Annotated in this window: 14 protein-coding genes and 2 pseudogenes; 9 read left to right on the top strand and 7 right to left on the bottom strand. The window is 51.6% G+C overall.

The genetic code is table 11. From position 1 onward, the window contains the following. Positions 1-27: 27 nt before the first annotated feature. Positions 28-621, bottom strand: a pseudogene (gene recR, locus QQ055_RS04210) (recombination mediator RecR); the annotation flags it as partial. 202 nt (positions 622-823) lie between these two features. On the opposite strand from recR, the gene thrC reads away from it, so the two are divergent. The 6 genes from thrC (at position 824) to QQ055_RS04180 (ending at position 5477) form a co-directional block, all read left to right on the top strand. Continuing rightward, positions 824-1885 carry a threonine synthase gene (gene thrC / locus QQ055_RS04205; RefSeq protein WP_069966081.1) on the top strand — a complete coding sequence of 354 codons (1062 nt, stop codon included), beginning with the start codon at positions 824-826 and terminating at the stop codon, positions 1883-1885. Positions 1886-1916: 31 nt separating this feature from the next. Further along, complete coding sequence (gene gcvT / locus QQ055_RS04200) at positions 1917-3053, top strand: glycine cleavage system aminomethyltransferase GcvT (protein WP_286004272.1); 1137 nt, start codon at positions 1917-1919, stop codon at positions 3051-3053. 86 nt (positions 3054-3139) lie between these two features. Then, positions 3140-3529 (top strand): glycine cleavage system protein GcvH, encoded by a 390-nt coding sequence (gcvH, locus tag QQ055_RS04195; RefSeq protein ID WP_283357281.1) that lies wholly within the window; start codon positions 3140-3142, stop codon positions 3527-3529. Positions 3530-3636: 107 nt separating this feature from the next. Further along, the gene (gcvPA, locus tag QQ055_RS04190; RefSeq protein ID WP_286004271.1) at positions 3637-4986 is read left to right on the top strand and encodes an aminomethyl-transferring glycine dehydrogenase subunit GcvPA; all 1350 of its coding nucleotides are present in this window, start codon (positions 3637-3639) and stop codon (positions 4984-4986) included. Between the two features lie 21 nt (positions 4987-5007). Beyond that, complete coding sequence (locus tag QQ055_RS04185; protein ID WP_285965464.1) at positions 5008-5265, top strand: type II toxin-antitoxin system HicA family toxin; 258 nt, start codon at positions 5008-5010, stop codon at positions 5263-5265. Continuing rightward, positions 5262-5477, top strand: a complete 216-nt coding sequence (locus tag QQ055_RS04180) for a type II toxin-antitoxin system HicB family antitoxin (RefSeq protein ID WP_069966078.1) — start codon at positions 5262-5264, stop codon at positions 5475-5477. The genes QQ055_RS04185 and QQ055_RS04180 overlap by 4 nt, the downstream gene beginning before the upstream one ends. A 204-nt stretch (positions 5478-5681) precedes the next feature. Here QQ055_RS04180 and QQ055_RS04175 read toward each other — a convergent pair. The 5 genes and pseudogenes from QQ055_RS04175 to rpsT form a co-directional block, all read right to left on the bottom strand. Next, a pseudogene (locus QQ055_RS04175) lies at positions 5682-9793 on the bottom strand (DNA-directed RNA polymerase subunit beta'). A gap of 238 nt (positions 9794-10031) precedes the next feature. Continuing rightward, a complete protein-coding gene (locus QQ055_RS04170) occupies positions 10032-11906 on the bottom strand; it encodes a DNA-directed RNA polymerase subunit gamma (RefSeq protein WP_069966076.1) in 1875 nt (624 codons plus the stop codon). 136 nt (positions 11907-12042) lie between these two features. Beyond that, entirely contained in the window at positions 12043-15375 is a 3333-nt protein-coding gene (gene rpoB, locus QQ055_RS04165; protein ID WP_069966075.1) for a DNA-directed RNA polymerase subunit beta, read from the bottom strand. 287 nt (positions 15376-15662) lie between these two features. Next, complete coding sequence (locus QQ055_RS04160) at positions 15663-16490, bottom strand: TatD family hydrolase (protein WP_069966074.1); 828 nt, start codon at positions 16488-16490, stop codon at positions 15663-15665. Between the two features lie 207 nt (positions 16491-16697). Beyond that, the gene (gene rpsT, locus QQ055_RS04155; RefSeq protein ID WP_069966073.1) at positions 16698-17003 is read right to left on the bottom strand and encodes a 30S ribosomal protein S20; all 306 of its coding nucleotides are present in this window, start codon (positions 17001-17003) and stop codon (positions 16698-16700) included. Positions 17004-17223: 220 nt separating this feature from the next. Between rpsT and hisD the strand changes: the two genes are divergently transcribed. Next, positions 17224-18534 (top strand): histidinol dehydrogenase, encoded by a 1311-nt coding sequence (hisD, locus tag QQ055_RS04150; RefSeq protein WP_069966072.1) that lies wholly within the window; start codon positions 17224-17226, stop codon positions 18532-18534. Positions 18535-18769: 235 nt separating this feature from the next. Then, positions 18770-19198 (top strand): universal stress protein, encoded by a 429-nt coding sequence (locus QQ055_RS04145; RefSeq protein ID WP_069966071.1) that lies wholly within the window; start codon positions 18770-18772, stop codon positions 19196-19198. 7 nt (positions 19199-19205) lie between these two features. Here QQ055_RS04145 and QQ055_RS04140 read toward each other — a convergent pair whose 3' ends face one another. After that, complete coding sequence (locus tag QQ055_RS04140; protein ID WP_286004270.1) at positions 19206-21056, bottom strand: sensor histidine kinase; 1851 nt, start codon at positions 21054-21056, stop codon at positions 19206-19208. A gap of 335 nt (positions 21057-21391) precedes the next feature. Between QQ055_RS04140 and QQ055_RS04135 the strand changes: the two genes are divergently transcribed. Further along, the gene (locus QQ055_RS04135) at positions 21392-22054 is read left to right on the top strand and encodes a double zinc ribbon and FHA domain-containing protein (protein ID WP_285965461.1); all 663 of its coding nucleotides are present in this window, start codon (positions 21392-21394) and stop codon (positions 22052-22054) included. Positions 22055-22174 lie beyond the last annotated feature (120 nt).

Genomic DNA, 22174 nt, shown 5'->3' with positions numbered 1-22174 from the left:
TCCCCAACTCCCTTCTTCCCCCGTCCCTCAATCCAACTCTCGCCTTCCTTCTAAAGCACGGGCGAGGGTGACTTCATCGGCATATTCCAAATCGCCGCCCATTGGCAAGCCAAAGGCAATTCGAGTCACGCGAGTAAAGGGTTTCAGCAACTGACCGAGATAAAGGGTTGTCGTTTCCCCTTCTACACTAGGGCTAATGGCAATAATCACCTCTTTAGTTTTCTGTTGGTGAACGCGCCGCACTAGGGCCCCAATGGTAAGCTGTTCGGGGCCAATGCCATCCATCGGGGAAATGACTCCCCCAAGAACGTGATACTTGCCGCTATATTCTCGCGTTCTTTCTAAAGCGATGACATCGCGGGAATCTGCAACCACGCAAATGGTTTCATTGTCGCGAGTTGGCTGTCGGCAAATCTCGCAGACGGGTTCGGCTGAAAGGTGAAAGCAGACTTGACATAAGCCGACTTGTTGCTTGGCTTCAATTAGAGCCTCAGCCAAGGCTTTGACTTCAGAATCAGAACGCTTGAGAATGTGGAGGGCAAGGCGTTGGGCAGTTTTAGGCCCCACTCCAGGCAAGCGTTGTAGTTGCTCAATTAAACGAGCTAAAGGGCGCGTGTAAACCGTTGGCGTGCCTCCAAATTATCCTTTTTTATCTTGAACCAAAATTGCCAGATTAGACCGAAGGCAAAGGAATTTTAGGAAAACGCGATCGCACGTTCGTGCAATAGCGCTAAACTATTGTTGATTCAAAGACTTTGTTTGTAATAGACCTGAAGTGACTTTTACGCTGTCAGATAACGCCCATACTGCTCAAGCTTCCGCAATGCGACCCATTTGGCCCGGTCTAATTGAAGCCTATCGCCCCTATTTGCCTGTCACTGAAGCCACCCCGGTTGTGACGTTACTTGAAGGCAATACTCCGTTAATTCCAGCCCCTGCGATTAGCGATCGCATCGGTCGCCAAGTTAAAGTCTACGTAAAATACGACGGACTCAACCCCACAGGCAGCTTTAAAGACCGAGGCATGACGATGGCTGTCACCAAAGCCAAGGAAGCCGGAGCCAATGCCGTTATCTGTGCCAGCACGGGCAACACCTCAGCCGCCGCCGCCGCCTATGCCAAACGGGGCGGAATGAAAGCTTTTGTGCTGATTCCCGATGGTTACGTCGCCCTCGGCAAACTCGCCCAAGCCCTCCTCTACGGCGCGGAAGTGTTAGCCATTAAAGGCAATTTTGACCAAGCCTTAGAAATTGTCCGCGAACTCTCGGACAACTATCCCATCGCCCTCGTTAACTCCGTTAACCCCTACCGCCTCGAAGGTCAAAAAACCGCCGCATTTGAGGTTGTAGACGCCCTGGGCGATGCTCCAGACTGGTTGTGTATCCCCGTAGGCAATGCGGGCAATATTACCGCTTACTGGATGGGATTCTGTCAGTATCACCAAGAACAGAAATGTTCTAAGCTCCCGAAGATGATGGGATTTCAAGCGGCAGGTGCTGCGCCGATTGTTTTGGGTCAACCCGTGGCTCACCCCGAAACCCTCGCCACCGCCATTCGGATCGGCAACCCGGCGAGTTGGGAGAAAGCGATCGCAGCCCAACAAGCCAGCCTTGGGCAATTTAACGCCGTCACCGACGACGAAATCCTTGACGCCTATCGCCTCCTCGCTGCCAGTGAAGGCGTCTTCTGCGAACCTGCTAGCGCTGCCTCAGTAGCCGGTTTACTCAAAGTCAAAGACCAAGTTCCCACAGGCGCAACCGTCGTGTGCGTCCTCACCGGAAACGGTCTTAAAGACCCCGACACCGCCATTAAACACAGCAATAATCAATTTAAACCCGGAATCGAGCCAACCTTGGCATCGGTTGCCGAAGCAATGGGATTTTGAGATATACATCGAATTGTGAGGATCAATCATCGTGACTCAGGTGCCTGAGCATATCGACTCCCCCCCCATTTCTCAAACCCCCCTCTATCAACTTTGTCTCGCGCAAAAAGCCCGGATGACCGAATTTGCGGGTTGGGAAATGCCCGTGCAATTTAGCGGCATCACCAAAGAACACGAAGCGGTACGCACCCAGGCGGGGATGTTTGATATTTCCCACATGGGCAAGTTCCGCTTTACAGGTGCCCAAGTCGTTGAACAACTGCAAACGCTGGTTCCCTCAGACTTAAGCCGCCTGCAACCCGGACAAGCACAATATACCGTTTTACTCAACCCCGAAGGCGGCATCCTAGACGACATCATCTACTACCATCAAGGGCAAGACCCCAACACGGGCGAACAGCGGGGAACGATGATTGTGAATGCTGCCACCCGCGTTCGCGATAAGGCGTGGCTAGTCGCCAACCTCAATCCCGATTTAATTGTGCTTGAGGATGTTTCCAAAGAACAAGCCTTAATTGCCATTCAAGGGCCCCAAGCCGAACGCTATTTTCAACCCGATGTTGAAGCTAACTTATCTTCCCTCAAGCGCTTCGAGCATCTAGAAAGTACCGTCTTTGGTCAACCCGCCTTTATTGCCCGCACGGGTTACACGGGCGAAGATGGATTTGAGGTCATGCTTCCACCCGCAGCCGCCATTGAACTGTGGCAAAAACTCAGCGATGCTGGCGTTACCCCTTGTGGTTTAGGGGCAAGAGATACCCTGCGTCTAGAAGCCGCAATGGCTTTATACGGACAGGATATCGAACAGAACGTAACTCCCCTGGAAGCTGGCTTAGGGTGGCTGGTGCATTTAGACAGCAAAGGCGACTTTATGGGACGCCCGATTTTAGAACAGCAAAAAGCCGAGGGAATTCCTACCCGCCTAGTCGGGTTACAAATGCAGGGGCGTTATATTGCCCGTCACGGCTATCCGGTGATGTTAGATGGCAATATGGTAGGCGAGGTCACGAGCGGGACTCTCTCGCCGACGCTAGGCTATCCCATTGCGTTAGCCTATGTGCCAACTCACCTCGCTAAAGTGGGACAGCAGTTAGGTGTTGAAATTCGGGGTAAAGTTCATTCCGCCGAAGTGGTCAAAAAACCCTTCTATAAAGCGAATACCCAATAAAACTCAACACTCCAACCAATTGCTTGAAGTTGGTTGTACACTTAATGGCTGTTTAAGTTCGCCAATCGTCAGTCTGAGGAAAAACAATGGGTCTTGAATATCCTGATGACCTTAAGTATTTAGATAGCCACGAGTATGTCCGACTCGATGGCGAAATTGCCACCATTGGCATTAGTGCGTTTGCGGTGGATCAATTGGGCGATATTGTGTTTCTGGAATTGCCCGAAGTCGGCGAGGCGCTGGAAAAAGGGACAAGCTTTGGCAGTATTGAGTCTGTGAAGGCGGTTGAAGATATGTATGCGCCGATTTCTGGAACGGTTGTAGAACGCAATGATGCTTTGGTTGAAGATCCAGAACAGTTGGCGGACGATCCTTATGGGGAAGGCTGGTTGCTGAAGCTGCGAATTACCGATCCCGATGAACTTGATGAGGCGATGGCGGCGGCTGATTATCGCGCTTTGGTAGAAGGGGAATAACTCAAGCACTCGCGTCTTTTGTTGCTCGTCCAGACAGAAGCGCGACCCCCACAATCTAAAAAATATTACAGAATATTATATTAGTTGCAATCGCAGGAGTTCCATCTGTGGCCCGCTATAGTCCGCATACTGCTGAAAGTCGCCAGCAACTTCTTCAAGAAATTGGCGTTGAATCGATTGGCGATTTATTGAAAGTTATCCCCCAAGGGTTGCAAGAGGTTGAGTTCGACCTACCAGAGGGCAAATCTGAGTTAGAAGTTCGCCAACTGCTACAAACTCTAGCCGATCGCAATCGCCATTTGGATAGTGCTAGCGCCTTTTTAGGTGCAGGTTGCTATCGTCACTTTATTCCTGCCGCAGTTTGGGCGCTGGTTAGTCGGGGCGAATTTCTCACCAGTTACACGCCTTATCAACCAGAAGCAGCACAAGGAACGCTTCAGACCATTTTTGAGTTTCAAACCGGAATTGCGCGGTTAACGGGGCTGCCAGTGGCGAATGCGTCGCTGTATGATGGGGCGAGTGCGACGGCGGAGGCGGTGTTGATGGCGTTACGCTTGCAGAAAAAGCGATCGCACCTATTAATTGCAGGCAGCCTGCACCCAGAATATCAGGAGTTGCTAGATACCTATCTGAAGGGATTGGAGGTGACAGCCGCCCAGCTTCCCCTAGAAACTTCTGGAAAACTCGATCTGGAGGTTCTCAAGGCTCAACTCACCTCAGAATGTGCGGCCGTTGTGGTGCAATGTCCCAACTTCTACGGCATTATTGAGGATCTAGGAGCGATCGCGCCCATTATCCACGAAGCCGGGGCTTTATTAATTGTCGTCGTTACCGATCCAACTGCCTATGCGCTGTTGAAAACGCCTGGAGACGGGGGCGCGGATATTGTTGCAGGTGAAGCCCATTGTTTGGGAACGCCCCCTTCTTTTGGGGGTCCCCATTTAGGGATTTTAGCGACTAAATCTGAGTTTATTCGCCAAGTACCAGGACGCCTGGTGAGTATTACTCAAGATGCGCGGGGACAACAGGTGTATACGCTCACCCTGCAAACGCGCGAACAACACATTCGCCGGGAAAAAGCGACGAGCAATGTCTGTACCAACCAGTCTTTAATGGCTGCTGCTGCTTCAGTCTACATGGCGCTTTTAGGCCCTGACGGTTTGCGCCAAATTGCCACTAGCAGCGTCCAACTCGCCCATCAAGCCCAAAGCGAAATTGCTAAACTTCCAGGTTATAAACTCCTCTATAACGCGCCATTTTTCCACGAGTTTGTGATTCAATGTCCGATCTCGGCTCAAGAGATTATTAACCGAGGGGTGGCGCAGGGAATTTACCCAGGCGTTCCTTTATCGCGTTGGGAGAAAGATCGCGATCGCGATCTCCTCATCTGCGTTACGGAAATGAATACTACCAGCCAAATTCAGCAGTTAGTTGAATTCCTCGCCAGTATCGCCTAACCGTTCGTTTGGCAAAGGCGGATGAGTAAAAAGCAAAAACTGTTACAGCAAATCCTGAACAATCCCAAAAATGTTAGCTTCAAAGATATGGTGAGCTTAGTCGAAGCCTTTGGCTTTACCCTAGCCCGTGTCAATGGCAGTCACCATATTTTTACTCATCCAGACATTCCTGAACGGGTTAACATTCAGAGCGTTAAAGGTAACGCTAAATCCTATCAAGTCCGGCAATTTTTAACCTTGGTCGAAATCAACAACTTAGGTTTAGAGGAAGATGTATGAAGGATTACCACATCAATATTTTCTACAGCGAAGATGATGAAGGATACATCGCCGATATCCCCGATTTGCGATTTTGCTCTGCCTTTGGTGAAACCCCTATCCAAGCTCTCCAAGAATTAGAAATCGCCAAACAGATATGGCTAGAAACAGCGCGATCGCAAGGTAAACCCATTCCTCAACCCACCTATCGACCTGTTATAGCAAAGTGCTGAGTGCTGAGTGCTGAGTGCTGAGTTAAAACCGAGTGAGTCTCATGGTTTTGAACAGTTCAGTCTGTCCTAACCTTACTGAGTACAGCTATAAACTCGATTTTGGGTTTATAAAAAAGCGTACCCATTCGATAAGAAGAGGTACGCTTTGTTTTGAGAAAAGCCCCAGAATATTATCTTCTGGGGGCTTTTCTAGTTTGAAGAAGATTATTCTAAATCATCCTCATCAACACCATCATCAATCATCAGGTCATCATCATCCAAGAACGAATCGCCCCGACGACCGCGACCAAAAGACTCGCCTTCATTAACCGGGCCGCGTGCGAAGTTATCGAAACCGCCATCTAGACGATAGGAACGAGCGGTGCGATCGTCAAGCACTACATCCTTGAGATCGTCCTCATACTCATTAAAGCCGGGATAATCCCCTCCCATATCATCCAGCGTTGGAGCCGGTTCTTCGTAAGCATTGAAGCCCGTTCCCGCAGGAATCAAGCGTCCGATGATCACGTTTTCCTTCAGACCGCGCAACCAATCCGACTTACCTTCAATCGCCGCTTCCGTCAGTACCCGCGTTGTTTCTTGGAAACTCGCCGCCGAGATAAAGCTATCCGTATTCAAGGACGCCTTCGTAATCCCTAACAGCACGGGTTCGTAACTGGCAGGCGCACCTCCAGTAATCGCCATTGCTTCATTCACCTGCTGAACCTGGTAGAGTTCCACCAGTTCGCCCGGAAGCATCGTGGTATCGCCTCCATCATCCACCCGCGCCTTAGAAGTCATCTGGCGGACAATCACCTCAATGTGTTTATCGGAAATATCAATCCCTTGCGATTGATAAACCGATTGCACCTCGTTAACCAAGAAGGTTTGCACCTGTTGCAACCCGGCTAAGGCTGCCTCATGGTCGCTTTGGCCCATTGAGTGATGCAGGCGGAAGAAGACTTCCAGAATTTGGTGCGGGTTTGCTGGGCCATCCGATAGCGGTTGTGCCGCCGCCACTTGCGACCCATCGAGCAAGATCGCATTTTGTCCCGGTGTTAGCGGATAATCGGTCAGCGTCCCGTCTTCTTCCATCACCTTCACCGAGACGCTTTCATCTTCGCTGTAGATGACTTGAGCAACCCCCGGACGCTCTGCCAAAACGCAGGCTTCCTTGGGTTTGCGAGCTTCTAGCAGTTCTTCAATCCGAGGCAAACCTTGGATGATGTCCCCGGTTTTCGCCCGTTCAAACACCAGCAACACCAGGTTATCGCCCCGCTGTACCAAGTCGCCATCATCAATGTGTAAGATGGCTCCAGGCGACACGCGGTAAGGACGCGCAATTCGCAGCGTCACTTGGTTGTCTTCAACCTTCACCACTAGACCGGATTCCGATAGGCTAACGCCTGGTGCCACTTCATTTAAGCCAGCCACCAATAGGTCGCCCTTGTTCGCCGTCGGTTTGTTGCCTTGGGTGTCAATGGTAATCAAATCGGCGCTGCGAACGATCAGGACGCGACGAACGGCTTCGCCCCCTTCTTTAATCCCGCGCACTTCGCCCGCTTCCTTACACAGGATTTCGGTACGAGCAACCACAGCACCCGGATCGATTTGTTCGCCATCGCTGACCAGCAGGCGGGTATTGGTGCTGCCTTGGGTGGGGTCAGCAGCGACATCGCGACGAATAATCAGCGATTCTAAAATCACCAACTGCAAGCGACGGCTGTCCGGATCGTCTGGATCGGGAATCAGTTCAATGTCTGCGGCTAAGTCGATGGAGGAGCGAGACTCTTTGGTGGTTGCTGGAACCGCCCGTTCTGTCTCTCCTTCTCCGGTTTCGTTTAAAGCCGTTTTATCGAGTTCTAGAACCAGTTGCGTCCGTAGGAGTTCTAACCCTTCTACGGATTTGACGCGCTCGCCATCTTTATAAGAGAGGCGCTGAACGGATCGCAGGCGAATTAAACCGCCGTTGTCTTGAGACGATTCTTGAGAAGGAACGCTCGGTTCGTCGGGAACGTGGAATTCTGTGACGGGCCGGAAGAGGATGGCCGGGCCTTCTGGCGTTTCGACCGACTCCACGTAGCGCAGTTCGTTGAAGGTAATGCCGCTGAGGACTTCTTCGCCCGGATGAATGATGCTTTCTTCCTTGGGAACGTTTTGGTCGCCCGGTTCGATCATGTGCAGGTCGCCCGGTTTGATCACGATTTCCCGCAGAATATCGTTTTTCTGGGTTACTTCGACAACGCCGCTGCTTTGGCAGAAGATGTCTTTCACCACTTCGGTTCCGGCTTCGACAAATTGCCCGTCTTCTACCATCAACAAGGAGATGTCCTTGTTAACTTCGTGGCTTTCTTCAGGAATCCACAGCAGGGTGCCGCCTTGGGTGACTTCGTAACCCTGTTTGGCTTTGCCGCGTTTGGCTTCCACTCCGGCGTATTTGATGATGCCGCCTGTGCTGGTGCGGTAGGTATCGTCAATCAGTTCCGCCACCACTTGGTTGTTGGTGACTTTGGTACCGGGAGTGGCTTTTAGAGAGAAGCGCTGATTGTCAGAGGAGACAATAATATATTGCTCTTTGCCTTGGGTGGAGCTAACTTCAACGCGGGCTTGATCGAGCAGAACGCTAGCGGTGATAATTTCGATTTCGCGACCGCTCTTACCGGGTTCGGGTTCTCCTAACAGACGGACAATCCCACCGTGTTCGGTACGGATGTTGGTCTCAGCTATAACGGAGTTGGTTTCTACTTTTGAGCCGTTTTTAACGACGGGTTCGGCTCCTGGGGGCAGGTTGTAGACTTCCCCAGAGAGAATCCAGATCAAGCCGCCGCCGCGTGCAATCCGGGTGGTGTTGCCTTGGCGATCGCGTTTTTCTTCTGGCAGAATATCCGCAAATTGGACTTCTCCAGCCAAGTCGGTTGCCACGTCTTTCGTCGCTTTTTCGGTACTCCGCTGCACGTTCCGGCTAGAGGACGGCACGTTGACGAGCAATTGACCGGCGGTGACTTCGCTGCCATCTTTGACGAGCAGGGTTGCCCCCATCGGGATGGGAATTTCGTGGCGGTTCACGGTGGAGAGTTTGCCGTCGGCGGGATCGCTCGCACCTTTAGTGGTGGCGGTTCCAGAGGATTCGCTCACCATCAAGATCAGCTTGGCTCCTGCCGAATCGACAAACAGTTCTTCCTCGCCGCGCACGTTGCGGACTTTGCGAGTTTTCAGTTTTTCAAAGCGAATGGTGCCATTACAGGGGGCGAGGATTTGCCGCGCGGCCCCGGCGAAAACGCCTCCCGTGTGGAATGTCCGCATGGTGAGCTGGGTACCGGGTTCGCCAATCGATTGAGCGGCGATAATGCCGACGGCTTCGCCTAAATCGACCATCTTGGCGTGAGCCAAACTCCAGCCATAGCAGTGCTGGCAGACCGAACGCGCGGCTCGCAAGTTAGGGGCGATCGCACCATCACTTGCTCAATCCCCGCTTGACCAATCGCGATCGCTAACTCATCGCAAATATCTTGATTGCGTCTGGCAACCACTGTCACCCCATCAATCTCAGCGCTCAAAACTTCGCCCGTGCGCGGATCGATGGCATCTTCGGCTAAAACGCGACCCAACAAGCGGTCTTTGAGGGGAATCAAAACGCGATCGCCATCGCGCATCGGCTGTACCGGAATCCCGCGCGTCGTCCCGCAATCAATTTCCCGGATAATTACATCCTGGGAAACATCCACCAAACGCCGCGTCAAGTAACCCGAATCCGCCGTTCTTAGCGCCGTATCGACCAACCCCTTCCGGGCCCCGTAAGAAGAAATAATATACTCCGTAACGGTTAGCCCTTCCCGGAAATTCGTCTTAATCGGTAAGTCAATAATTTCCCCTTGAGGGTCAGCCATCAAGCCGCGCATCCCCACCAACTGCCGCACCTGGGAAATATTGCCTCGCGCCCCAGAAAATGCCATCATGTACACAGAGTTCAGCGGATCGGTTGCCCGGAAATAGCGCACCACCTCATCTTTGAGCGCTTCGCTGGTACTATTCCAAGTATCAATAACCCGTTGGAACCGCTCAACCTCAGTAATTTCGCCTCGCGTATACCGTGCTTCTGTCGTCCGAATTTGAGCTTCAGCCGCTTCTAGCAACTGCCGTTTAGACGGCGGCACTTGCAAGTCATCAACGCTAATCGAAACGCCGGCTCTCGTTGCATAGTGGAAACCCAACTCTTTGAGGTCGTCTGCCATTTGGGCAGTCCGTGCCGTTCCATAATGGGTAAAAGCCCAGGCGATTAGCTTCTTCAGTTGACCTTTATCAACGACCCGATTCCGAAAAATCAGTTTATCTGTCATTTGTCTGTAATCCGTTGTCAATTGGCACTCTTGGGAAGCGCGCTCGATCTATAGGTACCCTTGCAGCCTGCTGCGCTTGGGGCTGCTTGACGATTCAAGGATGAGCGACGACGAGTTGTTCAGCTCGATTCCTGAAAGGATCGCTCTGGTCGAATCGCCATCCGGTTGCAGAAAAGAGCGATTCTGGAGGCAACCCCCTAAATTAATCGGTCGGTTGCCTTACCCATCGCTTGCCCGGTTAGGCAAGGGCGTCTTGAATCGTCTTGTTGAAAATAATCCGTCCAGGCGTTGTCCGAATATACTGAGAAATTAAATTTCCCTCTGCATCTTCGCGACGGCGACGGTATTTATAGATTTTTGTCACCGTCCCATCGCCTAACTCTTCGGTTTGTAAAGGGTTCAAGTCCGCTTCATCCGATTCAACCTGACCGTCAAAGCGCACCCAGATATAGGCGTGTAAATCCACTTGTTGCTGCTCGTAAGCCACGATCGCATCATCTAGCGAGGCAAAATAGCGATTAATCCCTCTTTCTGCCTTCTGGTTTTCTGCGGTCAAGTAATAACAGCCCAAAACCATATCTTGGCTTGGCATAACAATCGGTCGCCCGGTTGCCGGAGACAGAATATTATTCGAGGCCAACATCAGCAATCTCGCTTCAGCCTGGGCTTCTAGCGATAAGGGAACGTGAACGGCCATTTGGTCGCCGTCGAAGTCCGCGTTAAATGCCGGACAAACCAGGGGATGCAATTGAATCGCACGACCTTCTACCAGAATGGGTTCAAACGCTTGAATCCCCAAACGGTGAAGCGTCGGCGCGCGGTTCAGCATTACGGGGTGTCCTTCAATGACCTCTTCTAGAACATCCCAGACGCTAGAATCGCCCCGTTGAATTAACTTCTTGGCGGCCTTGATATTATTGACCAATCCTTGACGGATTAAGCGATGAATCACAAACGGCTGAAACAGTTCAATCGCCATTTCGCGAGGCAAACCGCACTGATGAATTTTCAGCTTGGGTCCCACCACAATTACAGAACGACCGGAGTAGTCTACCCGTTTTCCAAGCAGGTTTTGCCGGAAACGACCTTGCTTCCCTTCGATAATATCGGAGAGGGATTTCAGCGGGCGGTTATTTGCCCCCACCACCGTTCGGCCCCGACGACCGTTATCAATCAAAGCATCAACGGCTTCTTGCAGCATCCGCTTTTCGTTGCGGACGATAATTTCGGGGGCAAGAATTTCCTGAAGTCGGGCCAGACGGTTATTCCGGTTAATGACGCGACGGTAGAGGTCATTTAAGTCGCTTGTGGCAAACCGACCGCCATCAAGCTGTACCATTGGGCGCAAGTCGGGGGGAATGACGGGCAGAACATTCAGCACCATCCATTCCGGTTTCGCACCCGTTGCCACAAAGTTGTCGATTACGCGCAAGCGTTTGATCAACTTGGCGCGTTTCTGTCCTTTTGCCGTACCGATTTCTTCGCGTAGCTTTTCTGCTTCTTCCTCTAAATTAATATCGGCCAGCAGGCGTTCTAACGCTTCAGCACCAATGCCAACTTCGACCCCTTCCATTTGAGAATCTTCGCTATAAAGCTGATCCTCAATTTCCATCCATTGGTCTTCGTTGAGCAGTTGCTTGTAGCTCAAATCCGACACATTGCCCGGATTCAAGACTACATAGGCGTTAAAGTATACGATTTGCTCGACATCCCGCAGGGGCATATCTAGCAGAATCGACATATAACTTGGAATGCCTTTGAGGTACCAAACATGGGTGACAGGTGCGGCCAGCTTAATATAGCCCATGCGGTGACGCCGCACCCGCGATTCAGTGACTTCAACGCCGCAGCGTTCGCAGACAATTCCTCGGTGTCTGACCCGCTTATACTTGCCGCAATGGCATTCCCAATCTTTCGCCGGGCCAAAGATGCGTTCGCAAAATAAACCGTCCATTTCCGGCTTTAAAGTCCGGTAGTTAATGGTTTCCGGTTTAGTCACTTCTCCCACAACCGTACCGTTGGGAAGGGTTCTTTCTCCCCACTGCCGAATTCGCTCCGGAGAGGCAATACCAATTTTTACATAGTCGAAACGCTGTTCTAGCTGATTTCTCATGGAAATTCTCAATTCACTCTTGCTGTTGGGGAACGCTCTGACTCAAAGGAAAGGAGACTTAGGCGCGGGCGGTCGTCAATGAGCAAACGGGTAGAGGCAAGGGGGAGTTATTATCCCCCTTGAGGTTGTCATGCGCTTAGTCTTCGTCTTCGACGCCTAACTCTTCTGGGGTAATGGATTCGTAGGTGGGACGGTTTGGCGATCGCCGAGAGTTCACGTCAGCCATCAAATCGACTTCCACATCTCCGGCGGTACCATCTTCCCGCGTTTCCACCTTATGAACGGCAATATCCAGACACAGCGACTGCAATTCGCGCATCAACACCTTAAAGGATTCGGGCGTTCCCGGACGGGGAATCGCCTTCCCTTTAACAATGGCATTTAAGGCTTCGTTGCGTCCTTGCATATCGTCGGATTTCACCGTCAATAACTCTTGCAGGGTATAAGCTGCCCCAAACGCTTCTAGGGCCCAAACTTCCATTTCTCCAAAGCGCTGTCCGCCTTGTTGGGCTTTACCGCCCAAGGGTTGCTGCGTAACCAGCGAGTAAGGACCAGTGGAACGGGCGTGAATCTTATCGTCAACCAAGTGAACCAGTTTCAGCATATAAGCTTTACCCACGGTTACGGGTCGATCGAAGGGTTCCCCCGTGCGGCCGTCAAACACTTGGGTTTTACCGGGATGATCGGAGTTAAATAACCAGTCATAACCCGTTTCATCAGCAGCCTCTTGAAGCTTGCCATGTACGGTTTCGCGGGACATTTGGTCGCCGTGCATTTCATCAAACGGCACCACCTTAAAGCGTTTTTCCAGATTTTCGCCCGCCCAGCCCAAGAGACATTCAAAGACTTGACCGACGTTCATCCGCGAAGGGACGCCCAGGGGGTTGAGGACGATATCCACAGGTCTGCCATCGGGTAAGTAAGGCATATCTTCAATCGGCAGAATCCGAGAGATAATCCCCTTATTACCGTGGCGACCCGCCATTTTATCCCCAACTTGGATTTTCCGCTTCTGAGCCACATAGACGCGGACGACCATGTTGGCACCGGGGGGCAGTTCGTCCCCTTGTTCGCGAGTAAACACCCGCACGTCTACAACGCGACCTTTTTCGCCGTTGGGAACGCGCAAGCTGTTATCGCGCACGTCTCTGGCTTTTTCCCCAAAGATGGCTCGCAGGAGTTTTTCTTCTGGGGGCTGGTCAGATTCACCTTTAGGCGTGACTTTCCCCACCAAGATGTCGCCCGCTTCTACCCAAGCCCCGATGCGGATAATGCCATCTTCATCGAGTTGTCGCAAAGCGTCTTCCCCGACGTTGGGAATTTCGCGGGTAATTTCTTCAGGGCCGAGTTTGGTTTGACGCGCTTCGATCTCGTACTTCTCGATGTGAATGGAGGTGTAGATATCGTCATACACCAACCGTTCGGAAATCAAAATCGCGTCTTCGTAGTTGTAGCCTTCCCAAGGCATATAGGCGACCAGGATGTTTTGGCCGAGGGCGAGTTCTCCGCCTTCAGTCGCCGAACCATCCGCCAGCACTTGACCCGATTTCACTTTGTCGCCAACGCGAACGATGGGGCGTTGGTTCAAGCAGGTATCTTGGTTTGAGCGCTGATACTTCTGGACTTCATAAGCGATTTCTTCCGGGGCGGCTGAGGGGGTTTCGTCGTCTTTGCGTGCCGTTCTGACGCGAATTTGCGTCGCATCCACGTAGGTGACTTCGCCGTCGTATTTAGAGATAATCACCATCCCGGAGTCTCTGGCGGCTTGGGCCTCTAGTCCGGTTCCCACGAGGGGGCGTTCGGGCTTGAGCAGGGGAACGGCTTGACGTTGCATGTTAGAACCCATCAGCGCCCGGTTAGCGTCGTCATGCTCCAGGAAGGGGATCAAGGAGGTGGCAACGGAGATAATTTGTACCGGGGAAACTGCCACATAGTCCACTTGGTCGGGGCTGGTGGTAGTGAATTCCTGACGGTAGCGAACGGGGATGATGTCGCCTAGAATTTTCCCCGCTTCGTCGGTGGGGATATCGCCAGGGGCAACGCGCAGGTCGTCTTCTTCGTCTGCGGTCATGTAGGCGGGAAGGCGATCGCGCAGAACGCGACCCGTTTCCACCGGGTAAAATGGGGTTTCGATAAACCCGTACTGGTTAACGCGGGCGTGAGTTGCCAAGGAACCAATTAACCCGGCGTTAGGTCCTTCAGGGGTTTCAATCGGACAAATCCGCCCGTAGTGGGAGGGGTGAATGTCGCGGACGGCAAACCCGGCCCGTTCCCGCGTGAGACCGCCCGGCCCTAGGGCTGAGAGGCGGCGTTTGTGGGTTAATTCCGCTAAGGGGTTGGTTTGATCCATGAACTGGGACAGTTGCGATGAACCAAAGAATTCCTTAATGGCGGCCACCAAGGGTTTGGGGTTAACCAGGGAGGTGGGGGTGAGATGTTCGGCGTCGGAAACGGTCATCCGTTCGCGGATAATCCGTTCTAGACGGTTTAAGCCGACGCGGACTTGGTTTTGCAGGAGTTCGCCCACGGATCGGACGCGACGGTTCCCCAAGTGGTCGATATCATCGATGCTGCCGATATCGTATTCCAGGTTGATCAGGTAATCGATCGCCGAGAGGATGTCTTCTGGGGTGAGGACGCGTTTGGTTTCCGGAACGTTGAGGTGCAGTTTTTTGTTGAGTTTGTACCGCCCAACTTTACCGAGGTCGTACCGTTTGGGGTCAAAAAAGCGCGATTCGAGTAACTGCGCGCCGCCGGTGACGGTGGGGGGTTCGCCCGGTCGCAATTTGCGGTACAGTTCCATTAAGGCGTCTTCGTCGGAGTAGTCGCCTTCTTTGTCGATGGTTTTTTGGAAGTAGTCGGGATGGCGGAGGGCGTCGAGAATTTCGTTGGTACTCAGTCCCAAGGCTTTAAGCAGGACTTGGGCGGAGAGTTTGCGGGTTTTGTCGATTCGCACCCAGACTAGATCGTTTTTGTCGGTTTCAAATTTTAGCCACGCGCCTCGGTTGGGAATGAGGGAGGCGTTGTAGGTACGGCGACCGTTTTTGTCGGTTTCGGATTTGTAATAGACTCCGGGCGATCGCACGATTTGGTTGACGATCACGCGCTCTGCGCCGTTAATGATAAAGGTGCCGCGATCGGTCATCAACGGCAGTTCGCCGATGAAGACTTCTTGCTCGATCATGGTACCCGCTTCTTTGTTAATCAGACGAGTCGGCACGTACATTTGCACGGCGTAGGTGGCATCCCGCCGTTTGGCTTCGTCAACTTCGTACTTCGGACGCTTGAGTTTGTAGTCTTTGCCAATAAAATGTAACTCTAGCTTGCCCGTGTAGTCGGATATGGGAGAAAAACTATCTAGCTCCTCGATCAGTCCTTCTTCTAGAAACCAGCGGAAGCTTGCCCGCTGAATCTCGACGAGGTCTGGCAACATGTGTTGCACGGGTGCAGGAATGGTCGTCTGATTCATAAGAAATTTTGTTTCCAGGCTGGGTAACAATATTCATCGGCAAAATAGGGAATTTGGGATGGGGACGGCCGCAGCCAAGTCCCTATCTTCCATTCCCCATTTTGGTTTATCAAATTGTGATTGGATTGCTCCAAGGTAACGAGTGCTATCAATTTTTCGGTTGGGCTGCCTCATCTTGGGATGGGGTTCGGCGAGGAGATTGTTGACCGTCAATGGCTGGGTCGTGCGACTCGAAACGGTCTGAGGGACATCCACGCATAACGGCAATCCACTATTATAATTTATTTTTACTCCTTTGTCCAAGACTGGGCCAATAAGGGCGAATCTGAGAGCGTTAGCTGAGGTAAGCCAAACAACGAGCGAGCGTTTTCTGTGGTTTGCCGAGCTAACGTTTCTAAGGAGACTCCGCGCAGATGAGCCACTTGTTCGGCCACATGGCGGACGTAGGCGGGTTCGTTGCGTTTGCCGCGTTTGGGAACCGGAGCAAGAAAGGGGCAATCAGTTTCAATTAAGAGGCGATCGCTCGGACAGATTTGACAGGATTCCTGAATCTGAGTCGCCTTTTTGAAGGTGACTGTACCGCTAAAACTAATGTAAAAACCCAAATCTAAAAACCACTGCGTTTCTTGAGGTTCTCCTCCCCAGCAATGCATCACGCCCCGCACCTCTCCAATCCTATCCCAAAAATTACGGAGTTGATCGGCTAAGGCTGCGGCTGCATCTCGACAGTGAATAATAACCGGCTTCTGGAGGGCATGGGCCATTTCTAACTGCGCCCAAAATGCCTGCTGCTGTTGCGAACGATTGTCCGCTTTATAAAAGTCTAGCCCAGTTTCGCCAATTGCGACAATCTTCGGATGAGATTGAGCCAGTTGGCGAAGTTGATGGGCTAATTCCGGCGTCCATCGATCGGCCTCTAGCGGGTGCAGTCCCACAGCAAAATATAATTCGCGAAAGCGATCGGCTAATGCGGCTAGGCTGGGATACTCATCTGGGGTCACGCAAGAATGAACGAGCTGCACGACTCCGGCAGCTTGCCAGCGATCGCGCGTTGCTTCTAGATCCGACTCAAACGTCGAAAAATTGACATGGACGTGAGTATCAATCAGTTGCATGAGAGAATTTGAGGAGTTCTTCTAAGCGTTGGCTGCATTCTCCCACACCGACTGCAAGCAGTACAGTGTGGGCGTTCAGGCGAGTTTGCGAACCCCATTGAGTGAGGTTCTCTCCTCCCTCTCTTGCAAACGGCGGCTCGATCGGTTAAGCCGCAGCATTCCGGCGTTTTCTGGACGCCCCCAAGTGGCGATCGCCCTTGAGAACGCTCAGGACGCTGTTGACACGGGCGCTTCCACTTTTTTAAGCGCTTTGGCCAAACGGGCTTTTTTGCGAGCGCCATTGTTAGAGTGAAAAACACCCCGCTTGACCGCCTTGTCAATGCGGCTGTAGGTATCGGACATGAGAGTTTGTACCTCTTGCTTGGCTTCTGGGCTTTGAGAAGCCGCATAGGTGTCTAAAGCCGCAAAAAACTTCTTCATCAGCGTTCTGACGCTAGACTTATAAGCTTTATTGCGGAGACGATTTCGTTCAGCAATCTGAACGCGTTTAACGGCAGACTTAATATTAGGCACGGCTCAACTAGAAATAATCGCTTTTAGGTTGATGGTGATGCACATAGCATCAGATCGTTTAATATAACATTTGTTGATCTGCAATGAGATTAGCTGAAACACGAAAATCCACGTTAAGCTAGAGAAGCGAGTACGGGTTAGCCTGGTAGCTGATTTAGCCCAGGGTGTCTGAAGATCCGTCCGCCAACGGTTTATTCCTAGAAAGGCCATTGTCCTATCCATGCTGCGAATCATTACTCAGCGGGCTGATGCAGAAGCTGAACTGCGGCGCATCTGCGATCGCACCCAAGACGAGCAAGTCGTGCACAAGGAAGCGACCGTTCGGGAAGTGCTTCAGACGGTGAAACGACAAGGCGATCGCGCCTTACTGCACTACACAGCCGAATTTGACCAAAAAACGCTAAAAGTCGAAGAATTGCGCGTTAGCGGTTCAGAACTCGACGCGGCTTACCAACAAGTCAACAAAGACTTACTGGATGCGATTCAACTCGCTTGTCGTCAAATCGAAGCCTTTCACCGCCAACGCGTCCCGAAATCTTGGGTTCAGTTTGGCACCGATGATATTGTGTTGGGTAAGCGGTATACGCCAGTCGATCGAGCGGGAATTTACATCCCTGGCGGTCGAGCCGCTTATCCGAGTACCGTCCTAATGAATGCCATTCCCGCCAAAGTCGCAGGCGTTCCCCGAATTGCGATGGTAACGCCACCCGGTAGCGAAAAGGGGATTAACCCGGCTGTCCTCGTCGCCGCTCAAGAGGCAGGCATTCAAGAAATTTATCGGGTTGGGGGCGCTCAAGCGATCGCGGCCCTGGCCTACGGCACCGAAACCATCCCCAAGGTAGATGTCATCACCGGGCCAGGTAACATTTATGTCACCCTAGCGAAAAAACTCGTCTACGGCACCGTCGGCATTGACTCCCTAGCCGGCCCTTCGGAAGTCTTAATTATTGCCGATAGCGGCGCGAACCCCATCCATGTGGCCACCGATATGCTCGCTCAAGCCGAGCATGACCCCCTGGCTGCCGCCATCTTACTCACCCCAGACTCCGCCCTAGCGCGGAAAGTCGCCGCCGAAGTCGAGCGCCAACTGGTCAACCATCCCCGTCGCTTACTGACCGAAAAAGCGATCGCCCATTACGGTCTGGTGGTTGTCGTCAGTTCCCTAGCAGAAGCCGCCGAACTGTCCAATCAGTTTGCGCCAGAACACCTCGAACTCGAAATTACTGAACCGTGGGATCTGGTGAATCAAATTCGCCATGCCGGAGCAATTTTCCTGGGTTACTCCACCCCAGAAGCCGTCGGCGACTATCTAGCCGGCCCTAACCATACCCTACCCACCTCTGGCGCAGCTCGTTACGCCTCTGCCTTGGGTGTAGAAACCTTCCTCAAACACTCCAGCTTGATCCAGTATTCTCCAACTGCCCTCAACAAGATGGGGAATGCCATTATTACCTTAGCGGAGACTGAGGGGTTAAACTCCCACGCCGACTCCGTACGCTTGAGAATTGAAAATCGAACTGACGATGCTTAGGTAGCCTCGTGAAGGGGAGATTTACCCCAAGCCTTCCCGCTCTCACCGCACGCAGAGCCATCAAGGGGTTAGCTGGCTAACGTTCGCCTCATCTTTTCAGTTCAAAAGAAGCGACCCATCGCTGAATAGATTGAGCCGGGAAAACTTACGGGTTTTTCAGCTTATTCTAGATCAGAACAAGGGTGTCAAATCGACCCTTAAGAAGCGATTCGCTTTAATTTTGAGGAGAGATCGAGTGATCGAAACAATTTTAGTTGCAATGGCGTTAGATCGGTCGGCTGCCACCGATAAAGTTTTTCAGACTTTACAACAAATTCAACTGCAACCCGATGCCAAAGTCATTTTGGCTCATATTTTGCTGCCGCCCGAAAGGCAATCCGAACAAGCGGCCGATAAACCGCATTTTGGCGCTGAGGAGTCGCCTTACCGAGAAATTGAGAAACAGCTAGAAACCTATCAGCAACAGCTCTCTTGCACGAGCAAGATTGAAATTGCCACCGGAGATCCAGCCGAAGAAATTATTCGCCTTGCGAATATTCATCAAGCGAACTTAATTATTATCGGCAGTCGCGGTTTAACCGGAGTTAAACGCATTTTAGAAGGCTCGGTTAGCACCCAGGTTGTAGAGGATGCCACCTGCTCGGTACTCGTCGTTAAGCCTTAAAAACTCCTCATCCGACTGTTGAGTTCAGTTCAGAATGCAATGGTAAGAAGACGCTAAAACAGGTTTTACCATTGCTACTGCCCACTTCAATTAAACCGCCTAAATGTTCGGTTAGCTTTTTCACTAAAGCCAGTCCCAGTCCAGTCCCGCCTTGTTTCCAGGGGTCAGCGCGGGGAATCCGGTAGAATTTATCAAAAATGCGCGATCGCTCGCTGGGGGCAATCTCCACGCCTGTATTCACAATTTGGAATAGCAGATTGCTCGATTGCACGCTAACGGCTACGATAATTTGCTCTCCGGGTGGCGTATATTTGCACGCATTATTGAGTAATTCCGCTAAGATACGTTCTAAACCTGGAGCATTAGAACAGAGGATCGGCAGATCGAGCGGCATCTCAAGTTGTAAGCTTTGCTGGCGATTATTAGCCCTCACCTGAAACGGTTTGATGACTTGGGGGAGAAACTCGCTGAGGTTGATGGGTTCTAGGCTTAGGGGTTGATCGCGAGTATCGAGCCGTTGGAGATCCAAAAGGTCATTAATTAAGCTAATTTCCCGCTCGCACTCATACTGAAGAATTTGCAGGTAGTGAGCAATGCGCTTTTGATTTTGTTCGTTGGTACTGACGATTAAGTTAGACAACGCCATCGTCGATAGGTTATGAATTGCCATTTTCATATTGGTGACAGGCGTTCTGAGTTCGTGGGGAACCGCGCTTAGAAAATCATCCTTAAGTCGATTAATGCGGGCTAATTCTTCCACTTGAGCCACTGATGCTTGAAAGAGACGCGCTTGACGAATGGCGATCGCGCATTGAGTTGCGACCTGCTGCACCAAGCGAATTTCCCGTTCGCTAAACTCATAAGCCGCATCGTTTACCAGCCACAAATCGCCTAAGACGCCTCGATCGTCAAAAATGGGACAAACCAGCATCGAGACTGGACCGCGATCCTCATTAATCAGCAACGAGCAAAATTGAAAATACTCACCTTGGAGCAACTGACAATAGAGTTCGGGAAACTTGCCTAACTCCTGCACGCGTCCGTAAATGGGTGGAATCTTCTTATTTTCATCAGTTTTCACGAATTCCGAACAAACTGTAGAAGTCCCCTGTTCCAAATCGTATAGCGCCGCATTACAGCCCTTAAGATTTAAAACCTGGGTTAGCTCGCGCACCGCAGTTTGCCAAATTTGAGTTTCATCAAGCAAGCTATCGCGGACTTTATCGGTAATCAGCTTGAGCATTGCCTCAAATTCTAAGGCCTTTTGCAGTTGAGCCGTCCGTTCTTGAACCTGAGCCTCCAATTGGCTGTTGAGTTGTTGAACTTGCTGGTAGAGTTCCGACTGTTGAATGGCGATCGCCAACTGCATCGCTAGCGCCGCAAGTAAATCAATTTCCGGTTGCTGCCATTGCCGAGGCGAGCGACAATGATGAGCGATCAACAGCCCCCAAAGCTGTTTCCCTCGGAAAATAGGGATAGCCAGATGCGCCTGAATTTGTAACTGAGCCAGCAGTTCTTCAGACGGTTCGACTAAAACGCTTTCGCCGCTTTCAATGAGGGCTTCCAAGCCAGAATTTTGATAGGGCTGAACGTACTTTTGGAACAAGCTTGCCTCGGTTTCCGGTAACTCCCATCCCGATGCCAGCGATTTGGCTGCCAGCATCCCTTGTCCATCCGATTCAAAGCGATAAATCGCCACGCGATCGGTCTGGAGAAATTCCCGCACGTCTTGAACCGTCATTTGGAGAGTTTCCTCAAGATCGAGCGACTGACAGATGCGTTGCTGCATCTTCAGCATGAGTCGCTCGCGTTCCGTCTGCTGCCAGTACATTTTGAGAGAGTTTAGGGGAGTTGGCAACGTTTTGTTGATGAGAGAATTGAACTAATTTTAATCGCTGTTAAATTTGTTGCACACCTGATGACCTCAACTTACCCCTAATCGGGTGAAAGCGATCCTAAAATCTTTCTCTAGAGATGCGATCGCGCCTGTCGCTAACCCTTACAATTCTCCTCGATCTACTTGAAATCCAGAAAACCTGGAACCCAGCGTCATTTTGTCGAGAATTATTGAGCAAATCTCGCTGAATCCCGTAAAATTTCGCACAAACACTCCGATGAGCTAAAGATCGCTCTTAGTATTCTGATAGAGCAACGTGGTTGTTCTCTTGGCTCAATTGTCATTTATCCATCGCCATGATTACCTGCCCCAACTGCGCGCATCCTAACCCCGATACGGCTAGCCATTGCGAGGCGTGCTATACACCCCTTCCAGAAATGGTGCCTTGTCCTCAATGCGGGGCAAGCGTTTCCGGGGGAGCTGAATTTTGCGGTCAATGTGGCTCCCCGGTCGCGCCTGAGATCGCGATCGCTCAAAATGTGCCACCAACCTTTATTAATTCGCCCTCAGCCATGCCTGCTGTCGATCCGGCTAGTCTGGGTACCGAATTACCAGCAACAGCCCTTAACGCCCCCGGAGCAGCCGCTCGCCCCCCCCTCAATGCGCCCACCCAGTTGCAGACTTTCTGCGCTCGGCTGCTGCATATCCAAACCAACACTAAAATTGAGTTACCCCCTCACTTAAGCGTTATTCATATTGGCAAGCCCAACGATCGCATTCCCCCCGATGTTGATGTCTCGAACCTGCCCGATGCAGACGTAGTTTCCCGGATTCATGCCGATCTGCGCGTAGAGGGCGGCATTTATTTTTTAGAAGATATTGGTAGCACCAATGGCACGTATGTCAATAATTTACCCTTGCGAACCGGCGATCGCTATCGTTTGCGCCCTGGCGATCGCATCTCTTTAGGCAAAGGCGATAAAGTCAGCTTTTTATTCCAAATTGACCCATCCACTTAACCCAACCCTGCCCTGTTCACCCAATCAAGAATCGTGCTATCTCTAAAAAAGCACGCTCTGCCTAACCAATGCCAACGCCCGCGCGATCGCGACAAATGCCCCGTATTTCTTGACAGTTGA

Source organism: Geitlerinema calcuttense NRMC-F 0142, assembly GCF_030285425.1.
This window is presented reverse-complemented; position numbering and strand designations above follow the sequence as displayed.